The following is a 24,084-nucleotide window of genomic DNA, read 5'->3' as shown; positions in this document are numbered from 1 at the left end:
CCCCTTTTTTTACTCCTTCAGTACTGGCCTCATCGCGGGCTTGCCCGCGAAGAGGCCGGAAAAGCCAACATCAGTGGTGAGCCTTGTGCTCCCCGCCTGCCAGCAGATGCCGAATTTTCACTTCAACCCCATCCGTCTGCAGCATCCGCACCCGCGCCTCGATCTTCAGCTCACCCCGGGTCACCCGATGGTGATGCCGCAAATGCTCCAGCCACGACTCTTCGAAGAAAAACTCCAGCCAAAGCGCCGGGTCTGCACTGTCGCGCATCAATCCCCAGGACAGTGCCCCATTGCGCTTGCGCATGGCTTCCAACTCCCGCGCCGCCAGCTGGAAGGCTTCGGCCTTGGCCGGGTCGATGTGATACTCCACCGTCACCATCACCGGCCCGCTTTCCTTGTCCATGTCATCGTTCAGCACCGGCACGGGCCAATGCAACGACGGTGTCAGCTCTTCGGCTTCGGTTTCCGGCAGGGTCACCTTGCAGGTCAGCAATGTACCCAGGGCCAAGCCACCCGCCGCCAGCAGCAGGCTCAAGGTGATCGACGCATGGCTGGCCAGCGTGCCCCACAGCAACCCGCCACACGCCATGGCACCAAAGAAGATCAGGATGTACACCGACAACGCCCGCGCCCGCACCCAGGCCGGCACCGAGGTTTGCGCCGCCACCTGCAGGTTGGACAGCACCGCGATCCACGCCGCCCCGCTGAGCAGCATCGCCGGCAGCAGCACATAGAAGTTGCGCACAAGCGCCAGCGCCAGCAGGAACAGCGCATACAGCAGGCTGGCGAACAGCACCAGGCGGTCGCGGCTGATGCGTTCGCGCAGGCGCGGCAGCAGGGTGGCGCCGGCCACCGCGCCAATGCCGATGGCCGCCAGCAGCAGGCCGAAGTCGGCAGCAGTGCCGTGCATTTCGCCGCGCACGATCAGCGGCAGCAGCGAGGTGCCGGCGCTGGCACAGAAGAAGAACGCCACGGCCCGCAACAGCACAGCCTGCAAGGGTTTGGCACTGCGCGCGAAGCGCAGGCCGGTGCGCATGGCGCCCACGAAGCGCTCGGCTGGCAGCAGCGGCTCCTTCACCTCGCGCTTCCACAGGAACAACACCAGGATCACCCCGGCGAACGAAATGGCATTCAGGGCAAAGGTCAGCCATGGGCCGACCAGGCTCACCACCACGCCGGCCAAGGCCGGGCCGATGGCGCGGGACACATTGATGCCGACACTGGAGATGGCCACCGCGTTGGCCAGGTCTTCCTTGCCTACCAGTTCCGGCGTCAGCGCACTCCAGGCCGGCATCATCAGCGCCGTGCCGATGCCCAGTGCCAGGGTCAGCACCAGCAGCAAGGTCACGTTCATCAGCCCGAGCAGGGTAAGGGTTGCCAGCACCACGGCCACGGCAGACATCCACAGCTGCACCAGCAACAGGTAGCGGCGCTTGTCGACGATATCCGCCGCTGCGCCCGCTGGCAGGGCCAGAAAGAACATCGGCAGGGAGCCGGCCACCTGGATCAGCGCCACGTGCAGCGGGCTGGCCGACAGCGTGGTCATCAACCAGCCGGCGCCCACCTCGTGCATCCAGGTGCCGATGTTGGAGGCGATGGTGGCGATCCACAGCATGCGAAAGGTGGTATTGCGCAACGGGCTCCAGGCGCCTGAAGGGGATGTGCTCATGTCAGAAGCTGCCTTTGAGTGGGTATTCGATGATCAGGTAGATGCGGTCGATGTCATCGCCGGCCTGGGCCTGGTTGGCACGGTGGCTGACGTGGGAGAACGACAGGCTCAGGTCCTTGGCGGCGCCTGACTGCACCACGTATTTCAGGTCGATGTCGCGTTCCCAGTGTTTGCCGCCATCGCCGTACTGGCCCACGTAGGCGCCACCCGTGGGTGCATGGCTGCCGTCGATGCCACGGCCGCTGACGTAGCGGCCCATCAGGCTCAGGCCGGGGACGCCGAGGGTGGCGAAGTTGAGGTCGTAGCGCAGTTGCCACGAGCGCTCGCCCGGGCCGTTGAAGTCGGCGTACTTGATCGAGTTGGCCAGGTAGATGGAGTCGCCGCCGACGAAGTCGAACGGGGTGTCGCCCTCGACCTTCTGGTAGGCCAGGCTCAGCGCCTGGGCGCCGAAGCTGTACTTGGCCAGCAGGCTGTAGGCGAGAGTATCGATGGCTCCGGCGCTGGCACTGCCGGTGTCGCGGGTTTTGTAGAGGTTGCCGTCCACGCGCCAGTTGCCTTCGGCCAGGTTCAGGTTGAGGTAGGCCTGGCGCCAGGTGTCCTCCAGCTGCCCGGCATACAATGCCGCGCCGAACGGCCCGTCGGGTGCGAAGGAGGCACCGGCCACGCTGATGGCCCGGTTGTGCGTGGTGGCGCCGTAGCCGCTGAAGTCGTCGTGGGTGGAGCTGTTGTCCTGGTTGTTGAAGGCGGTGAAACGCCCGGCTTGCAGGCGCCAGTCGGGCAGGTCGGTGTTCTGCACGAACCAGCCGGTGGCGTACTCCGGGTGCAGTCGCTTGTCGCCGGTGTCGAACACCGGTGTTTCCACGTTCATTTCGCCGTAGCGCAACTGGGTGTTGCCCAGGCGCAGTTTGAGCGCCGCGCCGGCGCTGGAGTAGTCGGATTCGGCACGGCCATTGCTGTCGCGTGGCAGCAAACCGGTGCCGGCATGGCCACGGCCGCCGTCGAGCTTCAGGCCAAGAAAACCGTGGGCGTCGATGCCCACGCCAACCGTGCCTTCAGTGAAGCCCGAGCGGACCTCGCCGATGAAGCCTTGGGCCCATTCCTGGCGGTAGTTCTGGCCGCTGGCAGAGGGCGAGCGGAAGTCGCTGTGCAGGAAGTAGTTGCGGCTGAGCAACGACCAGCCGGGTTCGTCGGCCTGGCTGAGTGCGGGGCAGAGGGCGAGGGTGGCGAGCAGGGCGCGGCCTGGTCCGTGAGTGGCGCGGATCATGGGGGGCTCCGGGGGATGATCCGGGACTGTGGAGCAAGGATAGGCCAGGGGTCTTGTAAGGGTGTGCTGGGATCTGTTTTGGCTGTTCCGGCCCTTTCGCGGGCCAACACTCAAGCCATGTCGCTGATGGCAAACTCCTCAGCCAGATGATCAATCAATGCCCGTACCGAAGGCAGCAACCCCCGCCTCGATGGAAAAATGGCATGCACGATGCCGCAACGCGGATGCCAGTCGGGTATCAACTCCACCAACCGCCCCGCAGCCAGGTCTTCGCGCACCGCCACTCGCGGCAAATGCGCAATCCCCACCCCAGCCACCACGAAATGGCGCAGGGCAAACAAATCGTCAGTCACCATGCGCGGCCTATGCGGGATGACAATGCTGCGGCTGCTGTCTTCACCCTGGAACAGCTCCCACTGGTACTCACGCTGTGCGCTGCCCCAATGCAGGCTCGGCAGCGTGCCGAGCAGCTGCGGATCGAAGCCCTTGGGCAATTGCTTCAGGTACTGCGGCTGGCCCACCAGGCACTGGGTACTGTTGCTCAGTACCTTCATCACCATGTCGGTGTTCTCCAGCGGTGGAAAGCGCACCCGCAGGGCAATGTCGAAGCCCTCATGCAACAGGTCGACGCGGCGGTTGGTACTTTCGATGAACAGCTCCACCTGCGGGTACTTGAGCATGTAGCGGGTCAGCATCGGCCCGACCCAGGAGTTGAGCAGGGTGGTGGGGCAGCTGATACGCACCAGCCCGCGCGGCTCGCTGCGGTTGCGCTCGATGATCTCCGCCGCGCCCTCGGCCTCCACGCGCATGGCCAGGCAGCGGTTGTAGTAGGCCTGGCCGATTTCGGTGAGCGAGCAGTGGCGGCTGGTGCGGTGCAGCAGGCGCACGCCCAGGCGGTCCTCAAGGTCGGCGATGCGCCGGCTGAGCTTTGACTTGGGCATGTCCAGCGCTCGGCCTGCCGGGGCGAAACCACCGTGCTCTACAACCTGGGTGAAGTAGTAGAGGGAATTGAGGTCTTCCAATGATCGTTCTCCAAACGGAACGCTAAGGGCGGTTTTCGCAGTCTAGTGCAGCAAAGGTGATGATTTTAATCTGTGCCCATCAACGCGAAACACCCCGAATAGCTGAAAAATTCAAAAACCTTAGGAGCACAGACCATGAGCAAATTCACCTACAACCGCCTGAACAAAGACGACGCTGCCGTACTGCTGGTAGACCACCAGGCTGGCCTGCTGTCGCTGGTGCGCGACATCGAGCCGGACAAGTTCAAGAACAACGTGCTGGCCCTGGCTGACCTGGCCAAGTTCTTCAACCTGCCGACCATTCTCACCACCAGCTTCGAGCAAGGCCCCAACGGCCCACTGGTGCCAGAGCTGAAAGCACTGTTTCCGGATGCGCCGTACATCGCTCGCCCTGGCCAGATCAATGCCTGGGATAACGAAGACTTCGTGAAGGCGGTGAAGGCCACCGGCAAGAAGCAGCTGATCATTGCCGGTGTGGTGACTGAGGTTTGTGTAGCCTTCCCAGCGCTGGCTGCCCTGGAAGAAGAGTTCGATGTGTTTGTGGTGACCGATGCGTCCGGCACCTTCAACGAGATGACCCGCGATGCAGCCCATGACCGCATGAGCCGGGCGGGTGCCCAGCTCATGACCTGGTTTGGCGTGGCCTGTGAGCTGCACCGCGACTGGCGCAACGATATCGAAGGGCTGGCGGCGCTGTGCTCCAACCACATTCCGGATTATCGCAACCTAATGACTAGCTACAACGCGCTGACTGCGGGTAAGTAATTAATCAGTAGCAGTACGCATAAAGGCCGGTTCCCTCTGTAGGGAGCCGGCCTTTTTTGTTTGCTGTACCGGCCTCTTCGCGGGTAAACCCGCGAAAGGGCCGGCACAGGCAACATCAATTCATGGGCTGTGACTCAATCCCATCCAGCAATGCCTCAACCAACCCTTCTGCCATTTCGAGTGCATTCAGGTTGCTCCAGAACAGGCTTTTGCCCGTGTCATCCAGATGCTCCAGGGCTTTATAGCCACAGTCATAGGCACCGCGCAGGTACTGGGCGACATGTACCAAGGCGTCGTGGGCGGAGACGCCTGGGTTTACGGTGAACAATGGGGGATGGCCGGCATCGCAGCGGCTGAAAGGGCGTTGTGTGGTGTCGGGGAGGGGGGGATCCGGAACAATCTTTTTCATAGCCAAACTCCGATAGAGGTTGGCCAGCACCATCCGTTTCCACGCGAAGGGTGGCGGCTGCACGCGGGGTGGAAAGCCGGGCTATCGGAACCCCGGCAGGCCATACGGCCTCCCGCGTGCAACTGCCATGACGACAGCTGTTCCGATTACCTGCCGGGTTTCCACACCCGATCGCTGAACCGACAGCGACCCGGTCAGCCTAGAGAGCAGGGCTTCCACGGATAATCAGACGGGCGTCGACACGGTGTGTAGGATAAATCCTCGGAGGCGGCGGTAACGTAGGAAATGGTTGGCCGGGAAGTAGGACCTTGCTGAGAATCGGACGATTCTGTGATGTTTTTGGGTGCGCGTAATGGCGGCGAGGTGATCGTCAGGAGGTTGCAGGATGGCCTCCAGGTGCCAGGCGATAGGTTTTTGGCGCCTGTGAGATCGAGCGCCGCCCGCGCGGCGCATCGCGAGCTACGCTCGCTCCTACGTTTGTTTCGGGCCAGAAACGCCTGCGGCAGACGCGCGCGACCGTCTTGTTTGTACGACGCGATATTGCGCCATGTGCCAAGGCGTACGCGCGCAAATTCCCCAGGAATAATTGGCCCGAAACAAACGTGGGAGCGAGCGCAGCTCGCGATGCGCCGCGCGGGCGGCGCTCGATCTCATAGGCGCCACCCCCCTCAAGGCGTACGCCAAAGGCCTTCAATCCGCATCCGAATCAAACAACCGCTCCAACTCCACCCGCGCCTCCTTGGCCGTCTGCATCACCTTGGCCCTGTCATCGCGCACCTGCCCCTGGGCCACCAGCACTTCCTCGTCATGCTGGGTAAACCGCGCAATCCGGTCCGCCGCCTGTTCATCGCTCAAGCCCAACCCTACCAATGCCCGGCGGGTCATCTCCAGGCTGGAGTAGAACATCTCGCGAATCGGCTCTGCACCCACATCCACCAACTTGTGCACATGCTGGCGGTTACGTGCCCGGGCCAGCACTTTCAGGTGCGGGTACAGGCGCTTCACGCGTTCAGCCGTATGAATGGCAGCTTCCGGGTCATCGATGGTGATGATGAAGTACTCCGCCTCACCCACCTTGGCCGCATGCAGCACTTCGGGGCGCAGCGGGTCGCCGTAGAACACCGGTACCTGTTCGAACATGCGGGTCATTTCGATGGTGTCCACCGAGGTTTCCAAGGCGATGAACGGGATCTTCTGTGCCCGCAGGATGCGCGCAACGATCTGGCCCATGCGGCCCATGCCGACGATCACCACCCGCGGCGTATCCGTCTGGATCTGCTTGTACTGCTCAGGCACTTCCCGCACAGGCTGCGGGCGCTTGAGGGCGCGGGCGCAGCCCAGCATCAGCAGTGGGGTGATGGCCATGGACAGGGTGATGGTCATCAGCAGCAGGTCGTAAGTCTGGGTGTCGAACAGCCCCTGGTCCTTGCCCAGCTTGAACACCACGAAGGCGAACTCGCCGCCGGCAGCCAGCACCATGCCCAAGCGCAGGGCGCTGGCGCTGTTCAGGCCACCGGCCAGGCGGCCGACGCCAATCAGCAGCACCAGCTTCACCGCCACCAGCAGCAGGGTCAAACCCAGCAGCACCAGCGGCATTTCCAGCAACAGGCGCAGGTTGGCGCCCATGCCGACGCTGATGAAGAACAGCCCCAGCAGCAGGCCCTTGAACGGTTCGATCTGCGATTCCAGCTCGTGGCGGTACTCCGAGTCGGCCAGCAGCAAGCCGGCGAGGAACGCCCCCAAAGCCATCGAAACACCGGCTTCTTCCATCAGCCAGGCGGTGCCGATCACCACCAGCAACGCGGTGGCGGTGGACACTTCGGGCAGGCCGGTGCGGGCCACGGTGCGGAACACCGGGCGCAGCAGGTAGCGGCCGCCGATGATGACCACGGCGATGCTGGCGAATACCTTCAAGCCGTGTTGCAGGCTGTCGCCGTGGCTGGTGTCCGGGCCACTGGCGGCCAGTAATGGAACCAAGGCAATCAGCGGGATGGCGGCGATGTCCTGGAACAGCAGGATGGCGAAGGCAAGGCGGCCGTGTGGGGCATTCAGCTGCTTGCTCTCAGCCAGACTCTGCAGACCGAGGGCTGTGGAGGACAGCGCCAGGCCCAGGCCAAGTACGATGGCTGCTGGCAGTGTCTGGCTGAAGCCGAACAGGGCGATGGCGCCGATCAGCGCGCCGGTCAGCAGCACTTGGGCGGTGCCGACGCCGAACACTGATTTGCGCATCAGCCACAGGCGCTTGGGTGACAGTTCCAGGCCGATGATGAACAGCAGCAGCACCACGCCCAGCTCGGAAATGTGCGCCACGCTTTCGGTGTCGCGGATCAGGCCCAGTGCCTGCGGGCCAATGATAACGCCTGCGAGCAGGTAGCCGAGTACGGCGCCTAGCTGCAGCCGTTTGGCCAGGGGGACGGCGAGGACTGCGGCGAGCAGGAAGATGACGGCGGTTTGCAGAAGGCTGCCTTCGTGTGGCATTGGCTCGTACTCCATGAGCTGCCGGGGCAGCGTTTGAACAGTTTGGCCGACAATTCTGGGGAATGAGGGGGTGGTAGACAATCTGCTTTCAGGGAGAAAGATTGTCCCGAAGAATGAGACAACCTGTGTCGGCCTCTTCGCGGGCGCGCCCGCTCCCACAAGTACGGCACAACCCTTCAGGCCTGTGTTATCTCTGTGGGAGCGGGCATGCCCGCGAAGAAGGCAGCGCAGATCTAACTATCCATCGCCACCAAACTGCGCCCGATACTGCGCCGGCGTCATGCCAATCCGCTCGCAGAACACCTTGCGCATATGCCGGTCACTGCCAAACCCGCACTGCGCCGCCACCACCTTCAACGGCAGGTCGCTGCCTTCCAGCAGCTTGCGCGCCCGGTCGATCCGCGCATTCTGCAGGTACTGCAACGGCGTTATCCCCACCTCGCGCTGGAACGTGCGGGCGAAATTACGGCTGCTCATGGCCACCAGGTCGGCCATCTTCTGCACGGTAAACGCCTGCTCGATATGGTCGACGATGTGCGCCTGTACCCGGGCAATCGGCGAATCATCACGCGGCACCGCCGCCAGCAACGGCCCGTACGGGGTCTGCCCGCCTTGGCGATGACGGGCGACCAGCAGCACCTTGGCCACTTCCAGGGCCAGCGCCTTGCCGTGGTCCTCGGCCACCACCGCCAGCGCCAGGTCGATACCCGCAGTGATCCCGCCCGAAGTAATCAGACAGCGGTCGATCACATAGATCTGCTCGGTCTCGACCTTGGCCTGAGGAAATGCCCGCGCCAGGCGCTCCACGTAATTCCAGTGGGTGGTGCAGCGGTAGCCGTCCAGCAACCCCGCCCGGCCCAGCAGGAACACCCCGGTACAAATGGCACCAAAGCGCTTGGCGCTGTGCACCGCCCGTGGCAACCAGCGCTCCAGCGCTGGCAAGGCAATGTCATACGCGCCAGGGCCGCCGGGCACCAGCAACAGGTCGACGGCGTCCGGCAAGTCTTCCAGGCGCAGGTCGGCCACCACTTTCAGACCACAGGAGCCGCGCACCGCTGCTTGCCCTTCGGCCAGGGTGAGCAGCCGGTATTGCCGCTCTGCCGGCAAAAAACGGTTGGCGATGGCGAACGCATCCATGGGCCCGGTCACATCTAGCAAGAGCACATCGTTGAACAGCACCATGGCCACGGTGCGGTGAGCATTTACCTGCATGCTTCTTCGCTCGGTAGCTGAATACAACGTGCATCTTACGGTATACCGCCGCGCACAATTAAGAATAATTCAGGTTTGGCTCAGGACTTTGTCATGTGCCGGGGGCGAGACTTTCTGCATTCAACAGGAGAGTCGCCATGCACCCCGGCATGCCCCAAGCGCCGCTGCAAACCCCCGGCGCACTGACGCCCGCGCGGTTGCGCCAGGCCAAGGAACTGATGCTGCGCAGTTCGCTGTCGATCATCGAGATCGCCAGCGTATGCAACCTCACCCGCAGCCACTTCTCCCGCGCCTTCAAGGTCAATACCGGCCTTTCGCCCCAGGCCTGGCGCCTGCTGGCACGCATGGAAAAGGCCAAGCGTCTGCTCGTCACCGAAGCGCCGATAACGCATGTGAGCCTGGAATGCGGCTTTTGCGACCAGGCCCATTTCACCCGCGCCTTCAGCCGCCTGGTTGGCCAGCCGCCCAAGGCCTGGCGACAGGCGCAGGCCATTTCTTAAGCCGTATCTATCCACCGGTATAGCCCCTTGCGGACAGTGCCGGCCCGTCATCCCAACCCAAGGAGTCACCCCATGAGCCAACCTGATTACAAGCGCTTGAACAAAGACGACGCCGTGGTCCTGCTGGTGGACCACCAGACCGGCCTGATCTCGCTGGTGCAGGACTTCTCGCCCAACGAGTTCAAGAACAACGTGCTGGCCCTGGGTGACCTGGCCAAGTTCTTCGGCCTGCCAACCATCCTCACCACCAGCTTCGAGCAAGGCCCGAACGGCCCGCTGGTGCCCGAGCTGAAAGAAATGTTCCCGGATGCGCCCTACATTGCCCGCCCCGGCCAGATCAACGCCTGGGACAACGAAGACTTCGTCAAGGCAATCAAGGCCACCGGCCGCAAGCAGCTGATCATTGCTGGCGTGGTAACCGATGTGTGCGTGGCATTCCCGACCTTGTCGGCACTGGCTGAAGGCTTTGAGGTGTTTGTGGTGACCGATGCTTCGGGTACCTTCAACGAAACCGTGCAACAGGCAGCGTGGGTACGCATGACCCAGGCGGGCGCGCAAATGATGAACTGGTTTTCGGTGGCGTGTGAGCTGCACCGTGACTGGCGCAACGATATCGAAGGGCTGGGTAACCTGCTGTCGCAGCGCATTCCCAACTACCGCAACCTGATGAACAGCTATGCGGCGTTGACCTCGCGTTAATGTAAACCTGTACCGGCCTCTTCGCGGGTAAACCCGCTCCCACAGGAGTGGTGCGTAACCTGAGGGCTGTGGGGTCCCTGTGGGAGCGGGTTTACCCGCGAAAGGGCCGGTACAGGCTGTTAAGGATTCACAGGCAGAGTGAAGCGAATCCGGCAACCACCCAGCTCGGATGCCAGTGCCTGCAACTCCCCACCATGGGCCTGCACCACCGAACTGCAGATCGCCAGCCCCATCCCCATACCACCGCTCTTGGTGGTGTAGAACGCCCCGAACACCTGCTCCCGTTCTTCAGGCGCAATTCCCGGCCCGTTGTCGTCCACGCAAATCTCCACCGCATCCCCGACGACCGCCGAAGCAATCCGCAGCACCCCATCGCCGCGATACCCCGCCAGCGCCTCCAGCCCATTGGTAATCAGGTTGAACACCAGTTGCTGCAACTGCACCGGGTCGGCCATCACGCTCACCCCTGCCTGCAAGCGTGTCTGCACGTCCACCGTGCCCTTGGCGGCTTCGGCCGAGGTCAGACGCACGACCTCACGGATCAGCTCATCCAGCTTCACGGCCTTGAGCTGCACCGGCGATTGTTTGGCCAGCGAACGCAGTGCACGCACGATGTTGGCAGCACGCTCGCTGTCGTTGCGGATGTCTTCCAGGCCGGCAATCGCTTCTTCCAGGTCGGGCTTGGCGCGCTTGAGCCAGCGCAGGCTGGCGGCGGCGTTGGAGGCAATCCCCAGCAACGGCTGGCTGATCTCATGGGCGATGGACACCGACAGCTCGTTCATCACCTGCAGGTGCGCACTGCGGGCCAGCTCTGCACGAGAGCGGCGCAGCTCGGCCTCTATCTGGGCGCGGCTCTGGTTGTCTTCGGCCAGGCGCGTATAGAACTTGGCGGTTTGCAGCGACACCGCCGCCTGCGAGGCGAGGATCTCCAGCATGGCCAGGCGCTGGCTGCCGAACAGATTGGGCACCAGGCGGTTTTCCAGGTACACCAGGCCGATCAGCACGCCCTGGATCACCAGCGGCAGGCACAGCACCGAGCGGGCATTGCGCGCCTGCAGCTCATGGCGAAAGGCTTCGGGACAGTCGCTTTGGGCATCGTTGAGCACCAGTGGCTTGCGTGTGCGCATGGTGGCGTTGATGACCGACAGTGGTGCTTGGGTCATGAACTTCTGGCAGTTGTCCATGCTCACGTGCAGCCCGGCATCGTCGATGTAGGCGAGGGCAGCCATCTGGAATTCGGCACCGCTGACGATCAGCAGCGCGCCATGGTCAGCACCTGAATGCTGGGTCAAATGGCCCATCAAGGTTTCGATCAGCCCTTCGAGCAGCACTTCTTCGGACAACGCGCGCGCCGCTTCTATGCCGGCTTCCAGGTCCCGCTTGGCCTGGTGGTCGGTGTGGCAGGCCTCCTGGATCGGCTGGGTGCGCAAGAAGGGGTGCAGCGCCTCCAGCTGATGCACCTTGCCGGTCGCCCCCCAGATATGGAAGCAGTCGCGGGCAATGCGCAGGTGCAGGTTGGCACCGGAAATCAGGCCGCTGGGGATGCATACCTCGGCCAGCTGTTCATGGGCCAGGGCCTGCTCGTGGATGAAGCCGGCAGCGGCGGCTGCGATCTGCGCCTGGTCGAAGCAGCGGATGGCACTCAGGCCGTCGCCTTCGAGCTTGGCGATCACGCCTTCGATCAGCAACAGCTTGTTGCGGAAGGTGGCCGGGTTGAAACCGGCCCAGCGGCCGAAGCGCTCGCGCAGGGCCTGTAGCTCGCGCAGCTTGTCGGCAATGCTGCCAGCGGCCTCGGGGCTGCCCAGGGCCAGGCCGCGGAACAGGTGAAAGTCTGCCAGGTTGATGTGCGCCGGTACTGCCCAGGTGTTGTCTGCGGCCAGTGCCAGGTTGCGCATGGCCTGCGGGATATTGCCCAGGTAGAAGTCGCACATGCCGGCGAACAGGTACTGGAAGAACCGCGTCGTGGGCGATTTCGAGGCTGTGGCCGAGGCTGGGCAGGGCGTGCCGCTCAAGCGGGTGACGAACGCTTGCTGGGCTAGCAGGATCTGCTCGACGTCGCGGTAACCGTAGCGACGTACGGTGGTTAGGCCTTGCGCCAGTTCCTCTACCACGTCTGGCAGGTAACGGCCCATGAACAGCGAGTCGGAAACCAGGTGGTTGCAGGCGTAGCAGCTCATCGCCAGGTCGCCGCTCAGGCGCCCTGAATCGACCGCATCCAGCGCGGTACGGCGGGTGAACTCCATGGGCGAGGTCCAGGCGCTGACCTGGTCCAGGGCCAGCAGCGCGCTGGTCAGGTCCGCGTCGAAGCCGTGCCGTTCAATCAGCTTGAGTGCGGCCAGGCAGCAGGCGTGGCCATCATGGTAAGCGCCGAAACGCTCGGCAATCATCACCCCGTACCAGGCCATGCCATAAGTGCTGCCCGGGGCAGCACCGTGCAGCAGCGACAGCTCCATGAGCTTGGCCAGGTGCAGGAAGCAGATGTCGTCTTTGACGAAAAACGATGACGACAGGGTGGCCAGCAGGCTGATGGCAACCGTCACTTCTTCCGAATCGGTGCGCTGCAGCGACTCCAGACAGTGCCGCCCTTTCTGTTCGACCAAGGCCTGCACATGGGCATGACTCGCCTCGACCTGTTGCCAGTCGATGCCCCGTACCGGGCTTATACCCAGCAAGTCCAGGCCGGATATGGCGCTGTCGATGGCCGCCTGATAGTCGCCGCGCAAGGTATGCAGCAGTGCCTGCAGGCGGCACACCCGCGCCTGGTCCAGCGTCGAACGTGCGCGCTGGCGGCATTCGGTGATCCGGGCTTCGGCTGCGATCATTCGCGACAGTTGTATGTCGCACTCCGTCGCCATGCAGGCGATGGCAAAGCCATGTGTGGCGCGGCTTTCCAGCGTGGCGCCGTGCTGCAGCAGCTGCTCGGCGGTGTGCAGGTAGCCTGCGCTCTGCTCGAAAGCGCCACCGTCGCGCGCGCGCGTTGCTGCTTCGCGCAAAAGCTGCAGGAACGCTTCGCAGTCATCTGCTGCAAACCCGCATGGGCTGGCGCGTTGCAGCTGGCTGGCGAGCTCGAACAGTGCTTCGTGCAGGTGGCGTGGCCAGGCCTTTCGCATGGCCAGGGCAATACGTGCATGCAGTTGGGTACGTTCGCGTATGGGCGTGAGCGCGTACGCGGCTTCCATCACCCGCTCATGGGCAAAGCCCAGGCCGTTCTGGCCCTGTTGCAGGAAACCCTCGCCAATCAAGGCTCTCAACGGTTCGCCAGGCGCCTGGGCAAGGACCTGCTGAAGCAAGCGCTCATCGCAGCGGCTACCCGCCGCGCTGGCCACCCGCAGCAGATCGCGCTGCGGCATCGGCAGGCGGGCCAGGCGGTGGATCATCAGGTCGGCGACATTGTCGGAGTAGCGGTGGCGGGCCACGGCCTGCAGGCACCATGACCAGCGCATGGCCTGGGTGTCGAAGGTGAACAGCTGGTCCTCGACCATGGCCCGGAGGATCTGATGGATGAAGAACGGGTTGCCCGCCGTCTTGTCGTGCACCAGCACGGCCACCGGCAATGCGTCCTCGGGGCCGATGTGGTAGCGCTCGCCGATCAGCTCGGACACCGCGTCCACACCCAGAGGCCGCAGGTTCAGCGTGGTGCTGCGCACCGTTGCGGGCAGGCTAAGGGGGGCACTGCTGGCTGGCGCATCATTGCGTCGGGCGACGATCAACAGCAGGTTGCCGGGTGCGTGAGCCAGCAGTTGCGTCAACAGTTGCTGGCTGGCGTCGTCGGCCCACTGCAGGTCATCGAAGAACAGCACCAGCGGCTGACCGGGGCGGCTGAACACCTGCAAGAACTCGACGATCGCCCGTAGCTCCTTCTGCAGTGCCAGGCGCGTGGGCTTGGCCGGCAACGCGGGCAAGGGGCCAAGGATCAGTTGCAGGTCTGGTGCCAGCTTGCCGAGCAGCCGGCCATGGCCTTTGATGCGGCGCAGGATCTCGCGGCGCAGGCTGTCGAGGGCCTGGCTGCTCTTGGCCAGCAACTGGGTGGTCAGCGCACCGAGAATGTCGACCCAGGGTGCGTAGGGCACGGTTTGGGCAACGCTGTTGCACTTGCCGATGGCCCAGTAACCCTGGGCGTTGGCTTTGAGTGCTGCCTCGACCAGAGTCGACTTGCCCATGCCGGTGGCGCCGTTGATGAACAGGGCTTGCGGCTTGCTGTCGCGGCGCAGGGCCTTGAGCAGCAGGGCGATGGCCTTCTGTTCGGCGCAGCGGCCATACAGGCGTTCGCGGCCAGGCGTGGCGGGGTCGGCGCAGCCTGGCTCGAAGCCCTGAATGGTCTTGCTGGCGGCCCATTGCCGCTGGCAGTGGGCCAGGTCTACCGCCAGGGCGCGCGCACTCTGATAGCGGGCGTCGGGCTCCTTGGCCAGCGCCTTGGCCAGCACCCGGCTCAGCGGCTGTGGCACGTTGCTGTCCACTTCGCAGGCCGCCCTTGGCTGCACGCCGGCATGCAGCTGGCGCCAGTGCTGAGTGTCGCGCCCTGCCAGCGGCAGTTCACCCAGCAGCAACTGGTACAGGATCGCACCCAGGGCATAGATGTCACTGCGCTGATCGCTGCTGCTGCCGTGCGGGCAGACCTGTTCCGGTGCCAGGTACGACCAGTTGCCGAGGGGGGCGCCTTGTTCGCCAATCAGTTCCGCCAGGTCGGCGCGAAAACAGCCTAGGCGCACTCGCTGGCTGGCGTACAGGCACACGTACTCGGGTTGTAGCGCGCCATGCAGCACATTGCCTGCGTGAGCCTGTGCCAAGGCATTGGCCGCATTTACCGCGATGTCGAGAAATGGCGCTAGGGCTGCCGGGCCTTCGGCGATCAGGTCGGCGACTGAGTGGCCAGCCGGGTACACCAGCAGCGGGCCTTCGGCTGAACGCACGAACGCAGACGGGATCACCGCCCACTGCGGGTCCAGTTGGAGGCGGTAGTCTCTTTCCAGGCGCTGACAGGCGGCGGGGGCCTCAAGTGGGGCGCGCACGGCGATCCAGGCCTGATGGGTGGCCGGGTCGCGCAGGCGAAAGTAGCTGAGCTCGCCTTCCTGGCCCAGCGCGCTGATGTCGCACCGGTTCAGCCAGCCCTCGTCGACCGACTGGTCGTATTCGATGGGCCTGTGGGCAAGGCGTTCATCGAGCATAAAGCACCCCCTGCTAGCGACATCCTGAGTCGCGAGTATACGCAGCGGGCCCAGTAAGGATGCGGCTTGTAGCCTGCCTGGCAGGAACGGGCACGCTGTTGTCCGTTATCGCACCCTGCGGGCAGGCGGGCTTTTGTATAGTCCTGAGGGCAACCTATCCCTCGGGATAATTGTGTGAACGCGTACGCTGTCCTAGCCTGCCCGGGGCTGCGTAAACGCCCATGCCCGCGTGAGGACGCCATGATCCGAATAGGCAATGCCCAAGTGTCGCTGGAGCGGCGAGAAGTGTTTCTCGACGGCAAGCCGATCCTGTTGGGTGGCCGCGCATTCGAGGTGTTGGCCACGTTGATCAAGGCCAAGGGCCGGGTGGTCGGCAAGGACGAACTGTTCAGCCAGGTGTGGGCCGGCACGGTGGTCGAGGACAACAACCTGCAGGTGCAGGTGTCCTTGCTGCGCAAGGCCTTTGGCGACCGTGGGCTGATTCAGACCGTATCCCGCCGGGGCTACCGCCTGGCTGCCGAGATAAGCCTTGATGTCCCTTGCCAGTCGCCGGGTCACTTGCCGCAGGGCGCCGGTGCCGACATGTTTGGGCCCTTGGAAGACAGTGCGAATGTACCGGTGCTGGTGGTGGACGATGACCCCTCGGTGCGTACGGCACTGGGCCGCCTGCTGCGCTTGCAGGGTATTCCGCATCATTTGTTCGCCAGTGCCGACGCGTTGTTCGAAGCCCGTCTGGAAACCCCCTGCGCCTGCCTGCTGCTCGATATGCACCTGCCCGATACCACTGGCCTTGAGGTGCAGCACGCCCTCCGCCAGCTGGGGCTGCCTTGGCCGATCGTGTTCATGACCGGTTTCGGCACCATCCCGATGACGGTGCAGGCCATGCGTGCGGGGGCAGTGGAGTTCCTGACCAAGCCTTTTGATGAAGACCAGTTGCTGACGCTGCTGCAGGCCGTGCGCACCCAGGCTGTGGTCGATGGGCGCAAATGGCACCATGCGCGGCAGGTCGAGGCAAAGTACCAACGCCTGACCCAGCGTGAGCGCCAGGTGTTCTCGCTGGTGGTCGATGGCCTGTCGCACAAGCAGATCGCCAGGCAGATCGGCACCAGCGAAGTGACGACCAAGGTGCACAAGAAAAACATCATGAACAAGATGCAGTCCCGCTCGCTGGTGGAACTGGTGGCCATGCACAACATCATCGGGGCGCGGGTAGAGGGCCTGGCCGGCGCATGAGCAAATGGGTGTGCATCGTCGATGACGATGCTTTGGTGCGCAAAAGCCTGGCCAACCTGCTGCGTTCGGCCGGGTTCGAGAGCTTGGCGTTTGCTGCGGGGGATGTATTCCTGGGTTCGGAGCTGGCGCGGCAGGCGGGCTGTGTGCTGCTCGACCTGAAAATGCCCGGAATGAGCGGGCTGGCCGTGCAGCGCAAGCTGGCCCGGCAGCAGTGGCGGTTGCCGGTGATCTGCATGTCGGCGCATTGGGATGATGACGCGGTGCATGCGGCGATGAGCCTTGGGGCATTGGCCTGCCTGGGCAAGCCTTTTTCTGAAGAGGTGCTGCTAAGAGTGGTTGAAGAGGCATTGGCGGGCGGGCAGTGATGTGCTGCCTTTGCCGGCCCTTTCGCGGGCTCGCCCGCGAAGAGGCCAGTAGCCTTAACATCCATCTCAGCACACTTGCGCAATCAATCACCGGGGATTCGGGCAATGCTCCCGTGGTAATCGTTTAGCGAGCCCCTTGCCATGCCCCGCCTGAAAACCTTCCTTGACCCCCAATCCCCAAGCCTGAGCGCCACCGGCCTGCTCTTCATGCGGGTAATGGCCGCCTTGCTATTACTGTTTATCCATGGGCTCCCCAAGCTGCTGGACTGGAGCGGTGAATTGCAGCGCATAGAAGACCCATTCGGGTTGGGCGCACCGCTGACCTTGGGGCTGGCGGTTTTTGCCGAGGTGGTTTGCCCACTGTTGCTGCTTTTGGGTGTTGCCGCGCGCCTGGCTTGCCTGCCGGTGCTGGCAGTGTTGCTGGTGGCGCTGGTGGTGGTGCACCCGGACTGGACGCTAGAGCAGGGGCAGTTTGCCTGGTTGCTGGTGGCACTTTACGGCGGGTTGGCGTTGACTGGGCCTGGGGCGTATTCGGTTTCCGGGTATTTCTGCCGGGGCAAAAAAGCCCCGGCAATCTAACTGCTCCCCGACCGGTACTGCAGGGCCTCGGCTAGATGAGCCCGGCCAATCGCCTCGCAACCCTCCAGGTCTGCCAACGTTCGTGCCACCTTCAACAAGCGGTGTGCCGCCCGCAACGATAAGGTCAATCGCTCACAGGCACCCTCCAGTCAGGCCTGGTCTGCTGGAGTCAACTCACAGTGGCGGCGCAACCCCTCGAGGTTGAGAAACGCATTCGCGCACCCTTGGCGCCGGTGCTGCAGTTCCCGTGCTTCAGCCACCCTGACGGCCACATCGGCACTGGTCTCGCCGCAGGGCTGGTTGTTCAGGGTGGTGCTTTCGCGGGCCACGGTCAGGTGCAGGTCGATACGGTCCAGCAGCGGCCCGGACAGCTTGTTGCGGTACCGTGCGATCTGCTCGGTGCTGCACCGGCAGCGGCCTGTGGGGTCGCCCAGGTAGCCGCAAGGGCAGGGGTTCATGGCAGCCACCAGCTGAAAGCGTGCCGGGAAGCGCACCTTGTCGCGGGCCCGGGCAATCACGATTTCGCCCGATTCCAGCGGCTCGCGCAGCACTTCCAGCACACGCCGTTCGAACTCTGGCAGCTCATCCAGAAACAGCGCGCCATGGTGGGCCAGGGTGATTTCGCCCGGTTGCGGTCGGCTGCTGCCTCCGACCAGTGCCGGGCCGGAGGCGGAGTGATGAGGGTGGCGAAACGGCCGTTGTGGCCAGCTATTCAGCGGTGCATGCCCGCTGACCGACTGAATGGCCGCTACTTCCAGCGCCTCGTGCTCGTCCAGCGGCGGCAGCAGCCCGGGCAGGCGGCTGGCGAGCAAGGTCTTGCCGGTGCCCGGGGGGCCTGTGAACAACAGGTTATGTGCACCGGCCGCTGCCAGTAGCAAAGCCCGTTTGGCTGCCAGTTGGCCCTGCACTTCGCTCAGGTCCGGGTAGGGGCGTTGATGCAGGATCAGGCCATTGGCAGCGTACGGTGGCAGCGGCACCTGGCCATTCAGGTGGGCGACCAGCTCCAGCAGGTGCCCCACTGCATACACCACCAGTCCACCCGCCAGGCTGGCTTCCTCGGCATTTTCCCGTGGTACCACCAGCGCCCGGCCTGCCTCTCGCGCCGCCAGTGCCGCGGGTAGCACGCCCTGCACCGGGCGCAACTTGCCCGACAGCGCCAGTTCGCCCAGGCATTCGACTTCGGCGAGGGTGGCAACCGGCACCTGGCCGTCGGCAGCCAGTATGCCCAAGGCAATGGCCAGGTCGTAACGCCCGCCATCCTTGGGCAGGTCGGCAGGGGCAAGGTTCTGGGTAATGCGCCGCTGCGGGTAGTTCAGCCCGGAGTTGACGATGGCGCTGCGCACCCGGTCCTTGCTTTCCTTGACGGTGGTTTCCGGCAAACCGACCAGGGTGAGATGGGGCAGGCCATTGGCCAAGTGGGTTTCAACGCTGACTGCCGGTGCCTGCACACCCACCTGGGCGCGGCTATGGACGAGGGCTAGGGACATGGACGCTCCGTTGTCGCTGGAAAGGGCCGCTTCCTGCGGCTGGGCCAAGGATAGCCAGCGCCGTGCCTGGGTGGCGCAAGAAGTGTGCGTCATGGTTTTTCAGGGCAGGGACTTTCCCTGTATTTTCAGGCAGATTGGCAAGAATGGATCCAATTACCTTTGCGCAGGTGCCCGCGATGGCTTAGTGTTGTTGGGCAACTGCCGTTGCCATGGGATGGCATCGCGGCTTCTTTCAAATGGACTTGAGGTATTGCTCCGTGCAAACGCTCGCCCGCACGCGCCAGGTTATCCGCGAACTGGTGCAGGCCAATTCATTCATAGAGCTCACCCGCTTTTTCGACAGCCTCGAGGCGCAATGGCACCAAGCCCCGCCCGGCGAGTTTCCCGCCTACATGGCGGCCCTCGAGGGGCACATGCTGGTCGACCTGGGCAGCCAGGGCGACAGGGCGCTGAGCCAGGTGCTCAAAGCCTGGATCGACGTCTGCCCCAAGGCCTACCACCCGCAGGTGGTAATGGGCCTGCATTGTTTTCATCGCGCCTGTCAGGTGCAGGGCGGCGGCCAAAGCAACGCGGCACGCGTGCTGGCCGTCGAGCAGATGTGTGAACGCGCGACGGCGCACTTGCTCCGCGCCATGGACCGTTCTGCCCAGCCTGTGGCAGCGGCCATTGGTATGCTGCGCATCAGTGCGCAATTGCGCGAGCCCGGCTGGTTGGTCGAACTGTTCCAGGGTCAGCCCGCACGCTACAGGCCCAGTGCCCATACCGATGTGGAGGTGCAGGAGGCTGCGGCCCCACTGCTGGTGAAGCATGGGTTGCTGCCCCTGGCCGAATTGCCACTGGCATTGCCGGCATGCCTGAGCAGGCGAGTCGATCACGAGAACGAAGCCCCCCGCTATTACTGGCTGCGCCATGCGCTGGTTGCCCGCCCGGGTTGCTTCGAAGCGATCCAGGCCCTCGCCGAATACTTGCTGCCCCGTTGGGGCGCCAGCTTCGATGCGCTGGAGCTATTGGCCAATGGACCGTTGTGCGAGGCGTGGGACGAAGCGTTGCGTAATGCGTTGCGCTGGATGGCCGTCGAAGACCGGCTGAAACTGCCCCATGGCGACCAGTTGCAGGCCGTCGCGGATTGGCAGCAGCTGTTCGACGCCTGGTTGCAACGCCCGCTAAGGCCCAGGGAGCGCGCTGTCGTGTTGGCTTGGCGAGCCGCGCTGCGCAGCAGTGCCTTGCAGGACGCTGTCGGTGGTATGCGCGACTTTACCGCGAGCTTTGCGTGCAACGCCGATCACGGCGCAATCCGCGCCATGGGCGTGCCGTTTCGCTGTCTGGTCGAGCTGATACTGCGCGATGGCATGGCAGATGAACAACAGCTGTTGCGCACCGCCATCGAGCGCCTGTGTGACGGTCGCTTGCATGCTGGCGCCAGTGCACTGCGCGCTGTCGGGCATCGCTTCGGCCTCTGGGGGATGCCGCGCTCTGCCGAGCAGGCAAGGGTATGGTCGCAGGTGGCGGTGAAACTCCAGCGCGCGGGCCAGGTATCGGGCCTCGAGGTGCTTGGCGCGGCGCGGCTGCTGTGGGCTGCCAACCGGCATGAGCTGGCCTGTTACCTGTATGAGCGCTGTGCCGAGCTGAACCTGCCGGGGGCTGCCCTGGGACTGTACGAGCTGCACAGCGGCGGCCTGAGCAACACGCCGGCGCACTATCTGGATGACGAGGCGGCAGAGCACTGGCTGCTGCGTGCGGTGGAAACAGGCAGCCGGCAAGCCAAGTACAACCTGGCCTGCTTGCGCATGGAGGGTGATGAGGACCTTAACGAGCGCAGTGCCATGCTGGCCGTCAGGTGCCTGCTGGTCGACGCGCTGGGCAATGCACAAACCAATGCACGCGCGCGCTTGCACCTGGGGATTCTGTTGCGCCAGTTTGGCCAAACGCAGGAACGGGCCGAAGCGGTCGCCTACCTGTCGAGCCTGGTCGAGCACCCGGACCCGTGGATTGCCGGGCGTGCCAGCGCCGAACTGGGGCTGGCCTGGATGCAGGGGCGCGGCACCCGCAAGCAGAGCCGTTTTGCCGCCATCGAATGGGCCAACCGTGCGGCCGCTTTGCAGCCAGGGGATTCGGCCATCGAGGATATCCAGGCCGAGATACTCAATTCACACAACCGGGTGAAAACCCTGTTCACTCAGTGCGGTGCGGCCCTGTTTCGCGGCACTCTGCATGCCAGTGAGCTACCGCCGAAACAAGCGGCATCCCGGCTACCTCGATTACGGGCCTCGGCCTGATTCAGGCGCGCACATAAACCCAGGCAGTCAGGCCCGAGGCAAGGGTGACGGCGACACGCTTGTAGTCGGCGACTTCATAGCGGTCTGCTGCCGCCAGCTCTTCTTCGCTGATCTGGAAGACCATGCCGGCCACGCTGTCATCGGCCTGGCTGCTGGGGGAAACGATGGGGTGACGGGATTTGCCGCTGGCCGCCAGTACGGCCGGGTCGGTGATCTCGACCCAGTCCTGGCGGTAGCCCGGCATGCGGTCGGCCTGGCCGTTCAGCTCACGGCCGAAGTTGGCCAGTTGCACGGCCTTGTCCTGCAAGGTGCCGTAGGAAAACAGCAATACCGGGTAGGCGCTGGAGGGCTGCATTCACTCATCCTGTGGGGTCGGGTTCAGCCGTGCTTCCAGCTCGGCTACTTGTTTTTCCAGGGTCTCGAGGCGTGCGCGGGTGCGCGCCAGCACGACCATCTGGCTGTCAAATTCATCGCGGCTGACCAGGTCCAGCTTGCTGAAGGCACCTTGCATCAGCACCTTGAACTGGCTTTCCAGCTCTGCGCGGGGCTGGGCGGTATCGCCGCTGAACAGGCGCGAGGCCTGGTCGCTCAGGGCATCGAGAAGGGCTTTTGGCGCGAGCATGGGGCTGTCCACTGAAACTGAGAATGGCCGGCAGTGTAGCACGGGCCATGACGCGGCTTGGGGCCACAAGCCTGCACGTTTTTCGCGCAGCGCGGCCTGCCGGTGCGCACCGAAATTGTGCATGTTTTCCATGCTGGCGACTGGCCAATCCCGACTGATTTGCATAACCCACTGTTTTCCGGTGCTTTGCCCGAACTGGCAAGGTTTCTGCAAAGACCTGTACGAGCCATGCACTGATGCAGTTCCTTGTGACCAGGCAGTGCGCACGCGGAGCCGGATGCCGACGACGCGTTACAAAGCCAACCGCTGCGCTTAGACTTGAGACGGGTTTGTTTTCCTGGGGCAAGTCCACCAAATCGGGAGAGAGTTTCATGAAGCTAGTCACAGCCATCATCAAGCCGTTCAAGCTGGACGACGTGCGCGAGTCGCTGTCGGAAATCGGCGTGCAGGGCATCACTGTTACCGAAGTCAAAGGTTTCGGTCGCCAGAAGGGCCACACCGAGCTGTATCGCGGTGCTGAATATGTGGTCGATTTCCTGCCCAAGGTGAAGATCGATGTCGCCATCGATGACAAGGACCTTGATCGGGTAATCGAAGCCATCACCAAGGCAGCCAACACCGGCAAGATCGGTGACGGCAAGATTTTCGTGGTGAATCTGGAGCAGGCGATCCGCATCCGTACCGGCGAAACCGATACCGACGCGATCTAAGCAGCAACAAAGCCTCACCAAACCCAAAGCCCCAGGAGAAAACAACATGACTCTGCGTAAGATCGCAGGGCTAGGAGCCCTATTGTCCCTCGTAATGCCCGGGCTTGCCCTGGCAGAGGAAGCTGCCCCAGCGCTGAACTCCGGCGACACCGCTTGGATGCTGACCGCAACGGCGCTGGTGCTGTTCATGACCATTCCGGGCCTGGCCCTGTTCTATGGCGGTATGGTGCGCTCCAAGAACGTGCTGTCGGTGATGATGCAGTGTTTTGCAATCACCGGCCTGATGAGCATTCTCTGGGTCGTCTACGGCTACAGCATGGCCTTCGATACCACCGGTATGGAAAAGGGCGTGCTCAACTTCAACTCCTTCGTCGGCGGCTTCTCCAAGGCCTTCCTCAGTGGCGTCACGCCCGAGAACCTGACGTCGGCCACCGCGCTGTTCCCTGAGGCGGTGTTCATCACCTTCCAGATGACTTTCGCCATCATCACCCCGGCGCTGATCGTGGGTGCCTTCGCCGAGCGCATGAAGTTCTCCGCGATGCTGGTGTTCATGGGCATCTGGTTCACCCTGGTGTACGCGCCGATCGCGCACATGGTGTGGAGCGGTGACGGTGCACTGATGTGGGACTGGGGCGTACTGGACTTCGCGGGCGGCACCGTGGTGCACATCAACGCCGGTATCGCAGGCCTGGTCTGCTGTCTGGTGCTGGGCAAGCGCAAGGGCTACCCGACCACCCCGATGGCCCCGCACAACCTGGGTTACACCCTGATGGGCGCCGCCATGCTGTGGATCGGATGGTTCGGCTTCAACGCAGGCTCCGCCGCTGCCGCCAACGGCACCGCCGGCATGGCCATGCTGGTTACCCAGATCGCCACTGCCGCTGCTGCACTGGGCTGGATGTTCGCCGAGTGGATCGGCCACGGTAAGCCAAGTGCCCTGGGCATTGCCTCGGGTGTGGTTGCCGGCCTGGTCGCCATCACCCCGGCTGCAGGCACCGTAGGCCCGATGGGCGCCCTGGTGATCGGTCTGGCTTCGGGTGTGATCTGCTACTTCTGCGCCACCACCCTCAAGCGCAAGCTGGGTTATGACGACTCGCTGGACGCCTTCGGCGTGCACGGTATCGGCGGCATCATCGGTGCCATTCTCACTGGCGTGTTCGCAGCTCCGGCGCTGGGCGGCTTCGGCGCCGTCACCGACATCGGCATGCAGGTCTGGATCCAGGCCAAGGGCGTGATCTTCACCGTGGTCTACACCGCCATCGTTACCTACGTGATCCTCAAGGTGCTGGATGTGGTGATGGGCCTGCGGGTCAACGAAGAAGAAGAGTCGGTCGGTCTCGACCTGGCTCAACACAACGAACGCGGCTACAACCTGTAACTGCGACGCGGTAAAAACTTGCCCGGCTTGCCGGGCATTTTTTTGCCAGATTTTTAGCATTTCCCGCACGGCAAACGGTTTATCCAACACGTTCGCGACGTAGGTAGAAAACTTACAAGTCGTAGGGCATTTATGGTGCTTTGCTTTTTCCACGGGCGCGCTAGAATGCGCGCCGAAGGGTGTTTTACGAGTAGTCCACACACTTCTCCAGCCTTTGCTAGGCTTGCCAATAGCGTGTGGCCAGCAGGGGC

At 63.7% G+C, this 24,084-nt stretch carries 18 protein-coding genes and 1 pseudogene; 9 read left to right on the top strand and 10 right to left on the bottom strand.

Translation table 11 applies throughout. The features are described 5' to 3' along the window. Positions 1-70: 70 nt before the first annotated feature. The 3 genes from ACF8MI_RS23675 to ACF8MI_RS23665 all read right to left on the bottom strand — a co-directional run bounded on the left by ACF8MI_RS23675 (position 71) and on the right by ACF8MI_RS23665 (position 3,955). Positions 71-1,669 (bottom strand): MFS transporter, encoded by a 1,599-nt coding sequence (locus tag ACF8MI_RS23675; RefSeq protein ID WP_156866868.1) that lies wholly within the window; start codon positions 1,667-1,669, stop codon positions 71-73. Position 1,670: 1 nt separating this feature from the next. Next, positions 1,671-2,933, bottom strand: a complete 1,263-nt coding sequence (locus ACF8MI_RS23670; RefSeq protein WP_060498179.1) for an OprD family porin — start codon at positions 2,931-2,933, stop codon at positions 1,671-1,673. 110 nt (positions 2,934-3,043) lie between these two features. Beyond that, a complete protein-coding gene (locus tag ACF8MI_RS23665; protein ID WP_060498178.1) occupies positions 3,044-3,955 on the bottom strand; it encodes a LysR substrate-binding domain-containing protein in 912 nt (303 codons plus the stop codon). Positions 3,956-4,090: 135 nt separating this feature from the next. On the opposite strand from ACF8MI_RS23665, the gene ycaC (ACF8MI_RS23660) reads away from it, so the two are divergent. Further along, positions 4,091-4,720, top strand: a complete 630-nt coding sequence (ycaC, locus tag ACF8MI_RS23660; protein WP_019096456.1) for an isochorismate family cysteine hydrolase YcaC — start codon at positions 4,091-4,093, stop codon at positions 4,718-4,720. 115 nt (positions 4,721-4,835) lie between these two features. Here ycaC (ACF8MI_RS23660) and ACF8MI_RS23655 read toward each other — a convergent pair whose 3' ends face one another. From ACF8MI_RS23655 to ACF8MI_RS23645, 3 genes are all read right to left on the bottom strand, one after another. After that, entirely contained in the window at positions 4,836-5,129 is a 294-nt protein-coding gene (locus tag ACF8MI_RS23655) for a hypothetical protein (protein ID WP_104833754.1), read from the bottom strand. Positions 5,130-5,819: 690 nt separating this feature from the next. Continuing rightward, positions 5,820-7,607, bottom strand: coding sequence for a monovalent cation:proton antiporter-2 (CPA2) family protein (locus ACF8MI_RS23650; protein WP_060498174.1), 1,788 nt, complete (start codon positions 7,605-7,607; stop codon positions 5,820-5,822). Positions 7,608-7,844: 237 nt separating this feature from the next. Then, entirely contained in the window at positions 7,845-8,819 is a 975-nt protein-coding gene (locus ACF8MI_RS23645) for a GlxA family transcriptional regulator (RefSeq protein ID WP_060498173.1), read from the bottom strand. 137 nt (positions 8,820-8,956) lie between these two features. On the opposite strand from ACF8MI_RS23645, the gene ACF8MI_RS23640 reads away from it, so the two are divergent. Together ACF8MI_RS23640 and ycaC (ACF8MI_RS23635) are read left to right on the top strand one after the other, a co-directional pair. Then, a complete protein-coding gene (locus ACF8MI_RS23640) occupies positions 8,957-9,319 on the top strand; it encodes an AraC family transcriptional regulator (RefSeq protein WP_060498172.1) in 363 nt (120 codons plus the stop codon). 72 nt (positions 9,320-9,391) lie between these two features. Next, positions 9,392-10,018 (top strand): isochorismate family cysteine hydrolase YcaC, encoded by a 627-nt coding sequence (ycaC, locus tag ACF8MI_RS23635; RefSeq protein ID WP_060498171.1) that lies wholly within the window; start codon positions 9,392-9,394, stop codon positions 10,016-10,018. Positions 10,019-10,137: 119 nt separating this feature from the next. On the opposite strand, the gene ACF8MI_RS23630 is transcribed toward ycaC (ACF8MI_RS23635), so the two are convergent. Next, complete coding sequence (locus ACF8MI_RS23630; RefSeq protein ID WP_104833756.1) at positions 10,138-15,183, bottom strand: ATP-binding sensor histidine kinase; 5,046 nt, start codon at positions 15,181-15,183, stop codon at positions 10,138-10,140. 240 nt (positions 15,184-15,423) lie between these two features. On the opposite strand from ACF8MI_RS23630, the gene ACF8MI_RS23625 reads away from it, so the two are divergent. The 3 genes from ACF8MI_RS23625 to ACF8MI_RS23615 all read left to right on the top strand — a co-directional run bounded on the left by ACF8MI_RS23625 (position 15,424) and on the right by ACF8MI_RS23615 (position 17,360). Next, positions 15,424-16,416 (top strand): response regulator, encoded by a 993-nt coding sequence (locus ACF8MI_RS23625; protein WP_104833757.1) that lies wholly within the window; start codon positions 15,424-15,426, stop codon positions 16,414-16,416. Next, the gene (locus tag ACF8MI_RS23620; RefSeq protein ID WP_156866863.1) at positions 16,413-16,781 is read left to right on the top strand and encodes a response regulator transcription factor; all 369 of its coding nucleotides are present in this window, start codon (positions 16,413-16,415) and stop codon (positions 16,779-16,781) included. The genes ACF8MI_RS23625 and ACF8MI_RS23620 overlap by 4 nt, the downstream gene beginning before the upstream one ends. Positions 16,782-16,922: 141 nt before the next feature. Then, positions 16,923-17,360, top strand: a complete 438-nt coding sequence (locus ACF8MI_RS23615; protein ID WP_104833758.1) for a DoxX family protein — start codon at positions 16,923-16,925, stop codon at positions 17,358-17,360. Here the strand turns inward: ACF8MI_RS23615 and ACF8MI_RS23610 are convergent. Beyond that, positions 17,357-18,847: pseudogene (locus tag ACF8MI_RS23610) on the bottom strand (YifB family Mg chelatase-like AAA ATPase). The gene ACF8MI_RS23615 and the pseudogene ACF8MI_RS23610 sit on opposite strands and share 4 nt — an antisense overlap. A 257-nt stretch (positions 18,848-19,104) precedes the next feature. Between ACF8MI_RS23610 and ACF8MI_RS23605 the strand changes: the two are divergent. Further along, positions 19,105-21,123 carry a DUF4034 domain-containing protein gene (locus ACF8MI_RS23605; RefSeq protein ID WP_060498166.1) on the top strand — a complete coding sequence of 673 codons (2,019 nt, stop codon included), beginning with the start codon at positions 19,105-19,107 and terminating at the stop codon, positions 21,121-21,123. Position 21,124: 1 nt separating this feature from the next. Here ACF8MI_RS23605 and ACF8MI_RS23600 read toward each other — a convergent pair whose 3' ends face one another. Together ACF8MI_RS23600 and ACF8MI_RS23595 are read right to left on the bottom strand one after the other, a co-directional pair. Further along, positions 21,125-21,478, bottom strand: a complete 354-nt coding sequence (locus ACF8MI_RS23600; RefSeq protein WP_060498165.1) for a gamma-glutamylcyclotransferase family protein — start codon at positions 21,476-21,478, stop codon at positions 21,125-21,127. Continuing rightward, a complete protein-coding gene (locus ACF8MI_RS23595) occupies positions 21,479-21,745 on the bottom strand; it encodes an accessory factor UbiK family protein (protein WP_060498175.1) in 267 nt (88 codons plus the stop codon). A gap of 371 nt (positions 21,746-22,116) precedes the next feature. Between ACF8MI_RS23595 and glnK the strand changes: the two genes are divergently transcribed. Both glnK and ACF8MI_RS23585 read left to right on the top strand, forming a co-directional pair. Further along, entirely contained in the window at positions 22,117-22,455 is a 339-nt protein-coding gene (glnK, locus tag ACF8MI_RS23590) for a P-II family nitrogen regulator (RefSeq protein ID WP_002555808.1), read from the top strand. 46 nt (positions 22,456-22,501) lie between these two features. Further along, positions 22,502-23,833 carry an ammonium transporter gene (locus tag ACF8MI_RS23585; RefSeq protein WP_019096449.1) on the top strand — a complete coding sequence of 444 codons (1,332 nt, stop codon included), beginning with the start codon at positions 22,502-22,504 and terminating at the stop codon, positions 23,831-23,833. Positions 23,834-24,084 lie beyond the last annotated feature (251 nt).

This window comes from Pseudomonas sp. yb_9 (assembly GCF_043103635.1).
Classification (GTDB): Bacteria; Pseudomonadota; Gammaproteobacteria; order Pseudomonadales; family Pseudomonadaceae; genus Aquipseudomonas; species Aquipseudomonas monteilii.
This window is presented reverse-complemented; position numbering and strand designations above follow the sequence as displayed.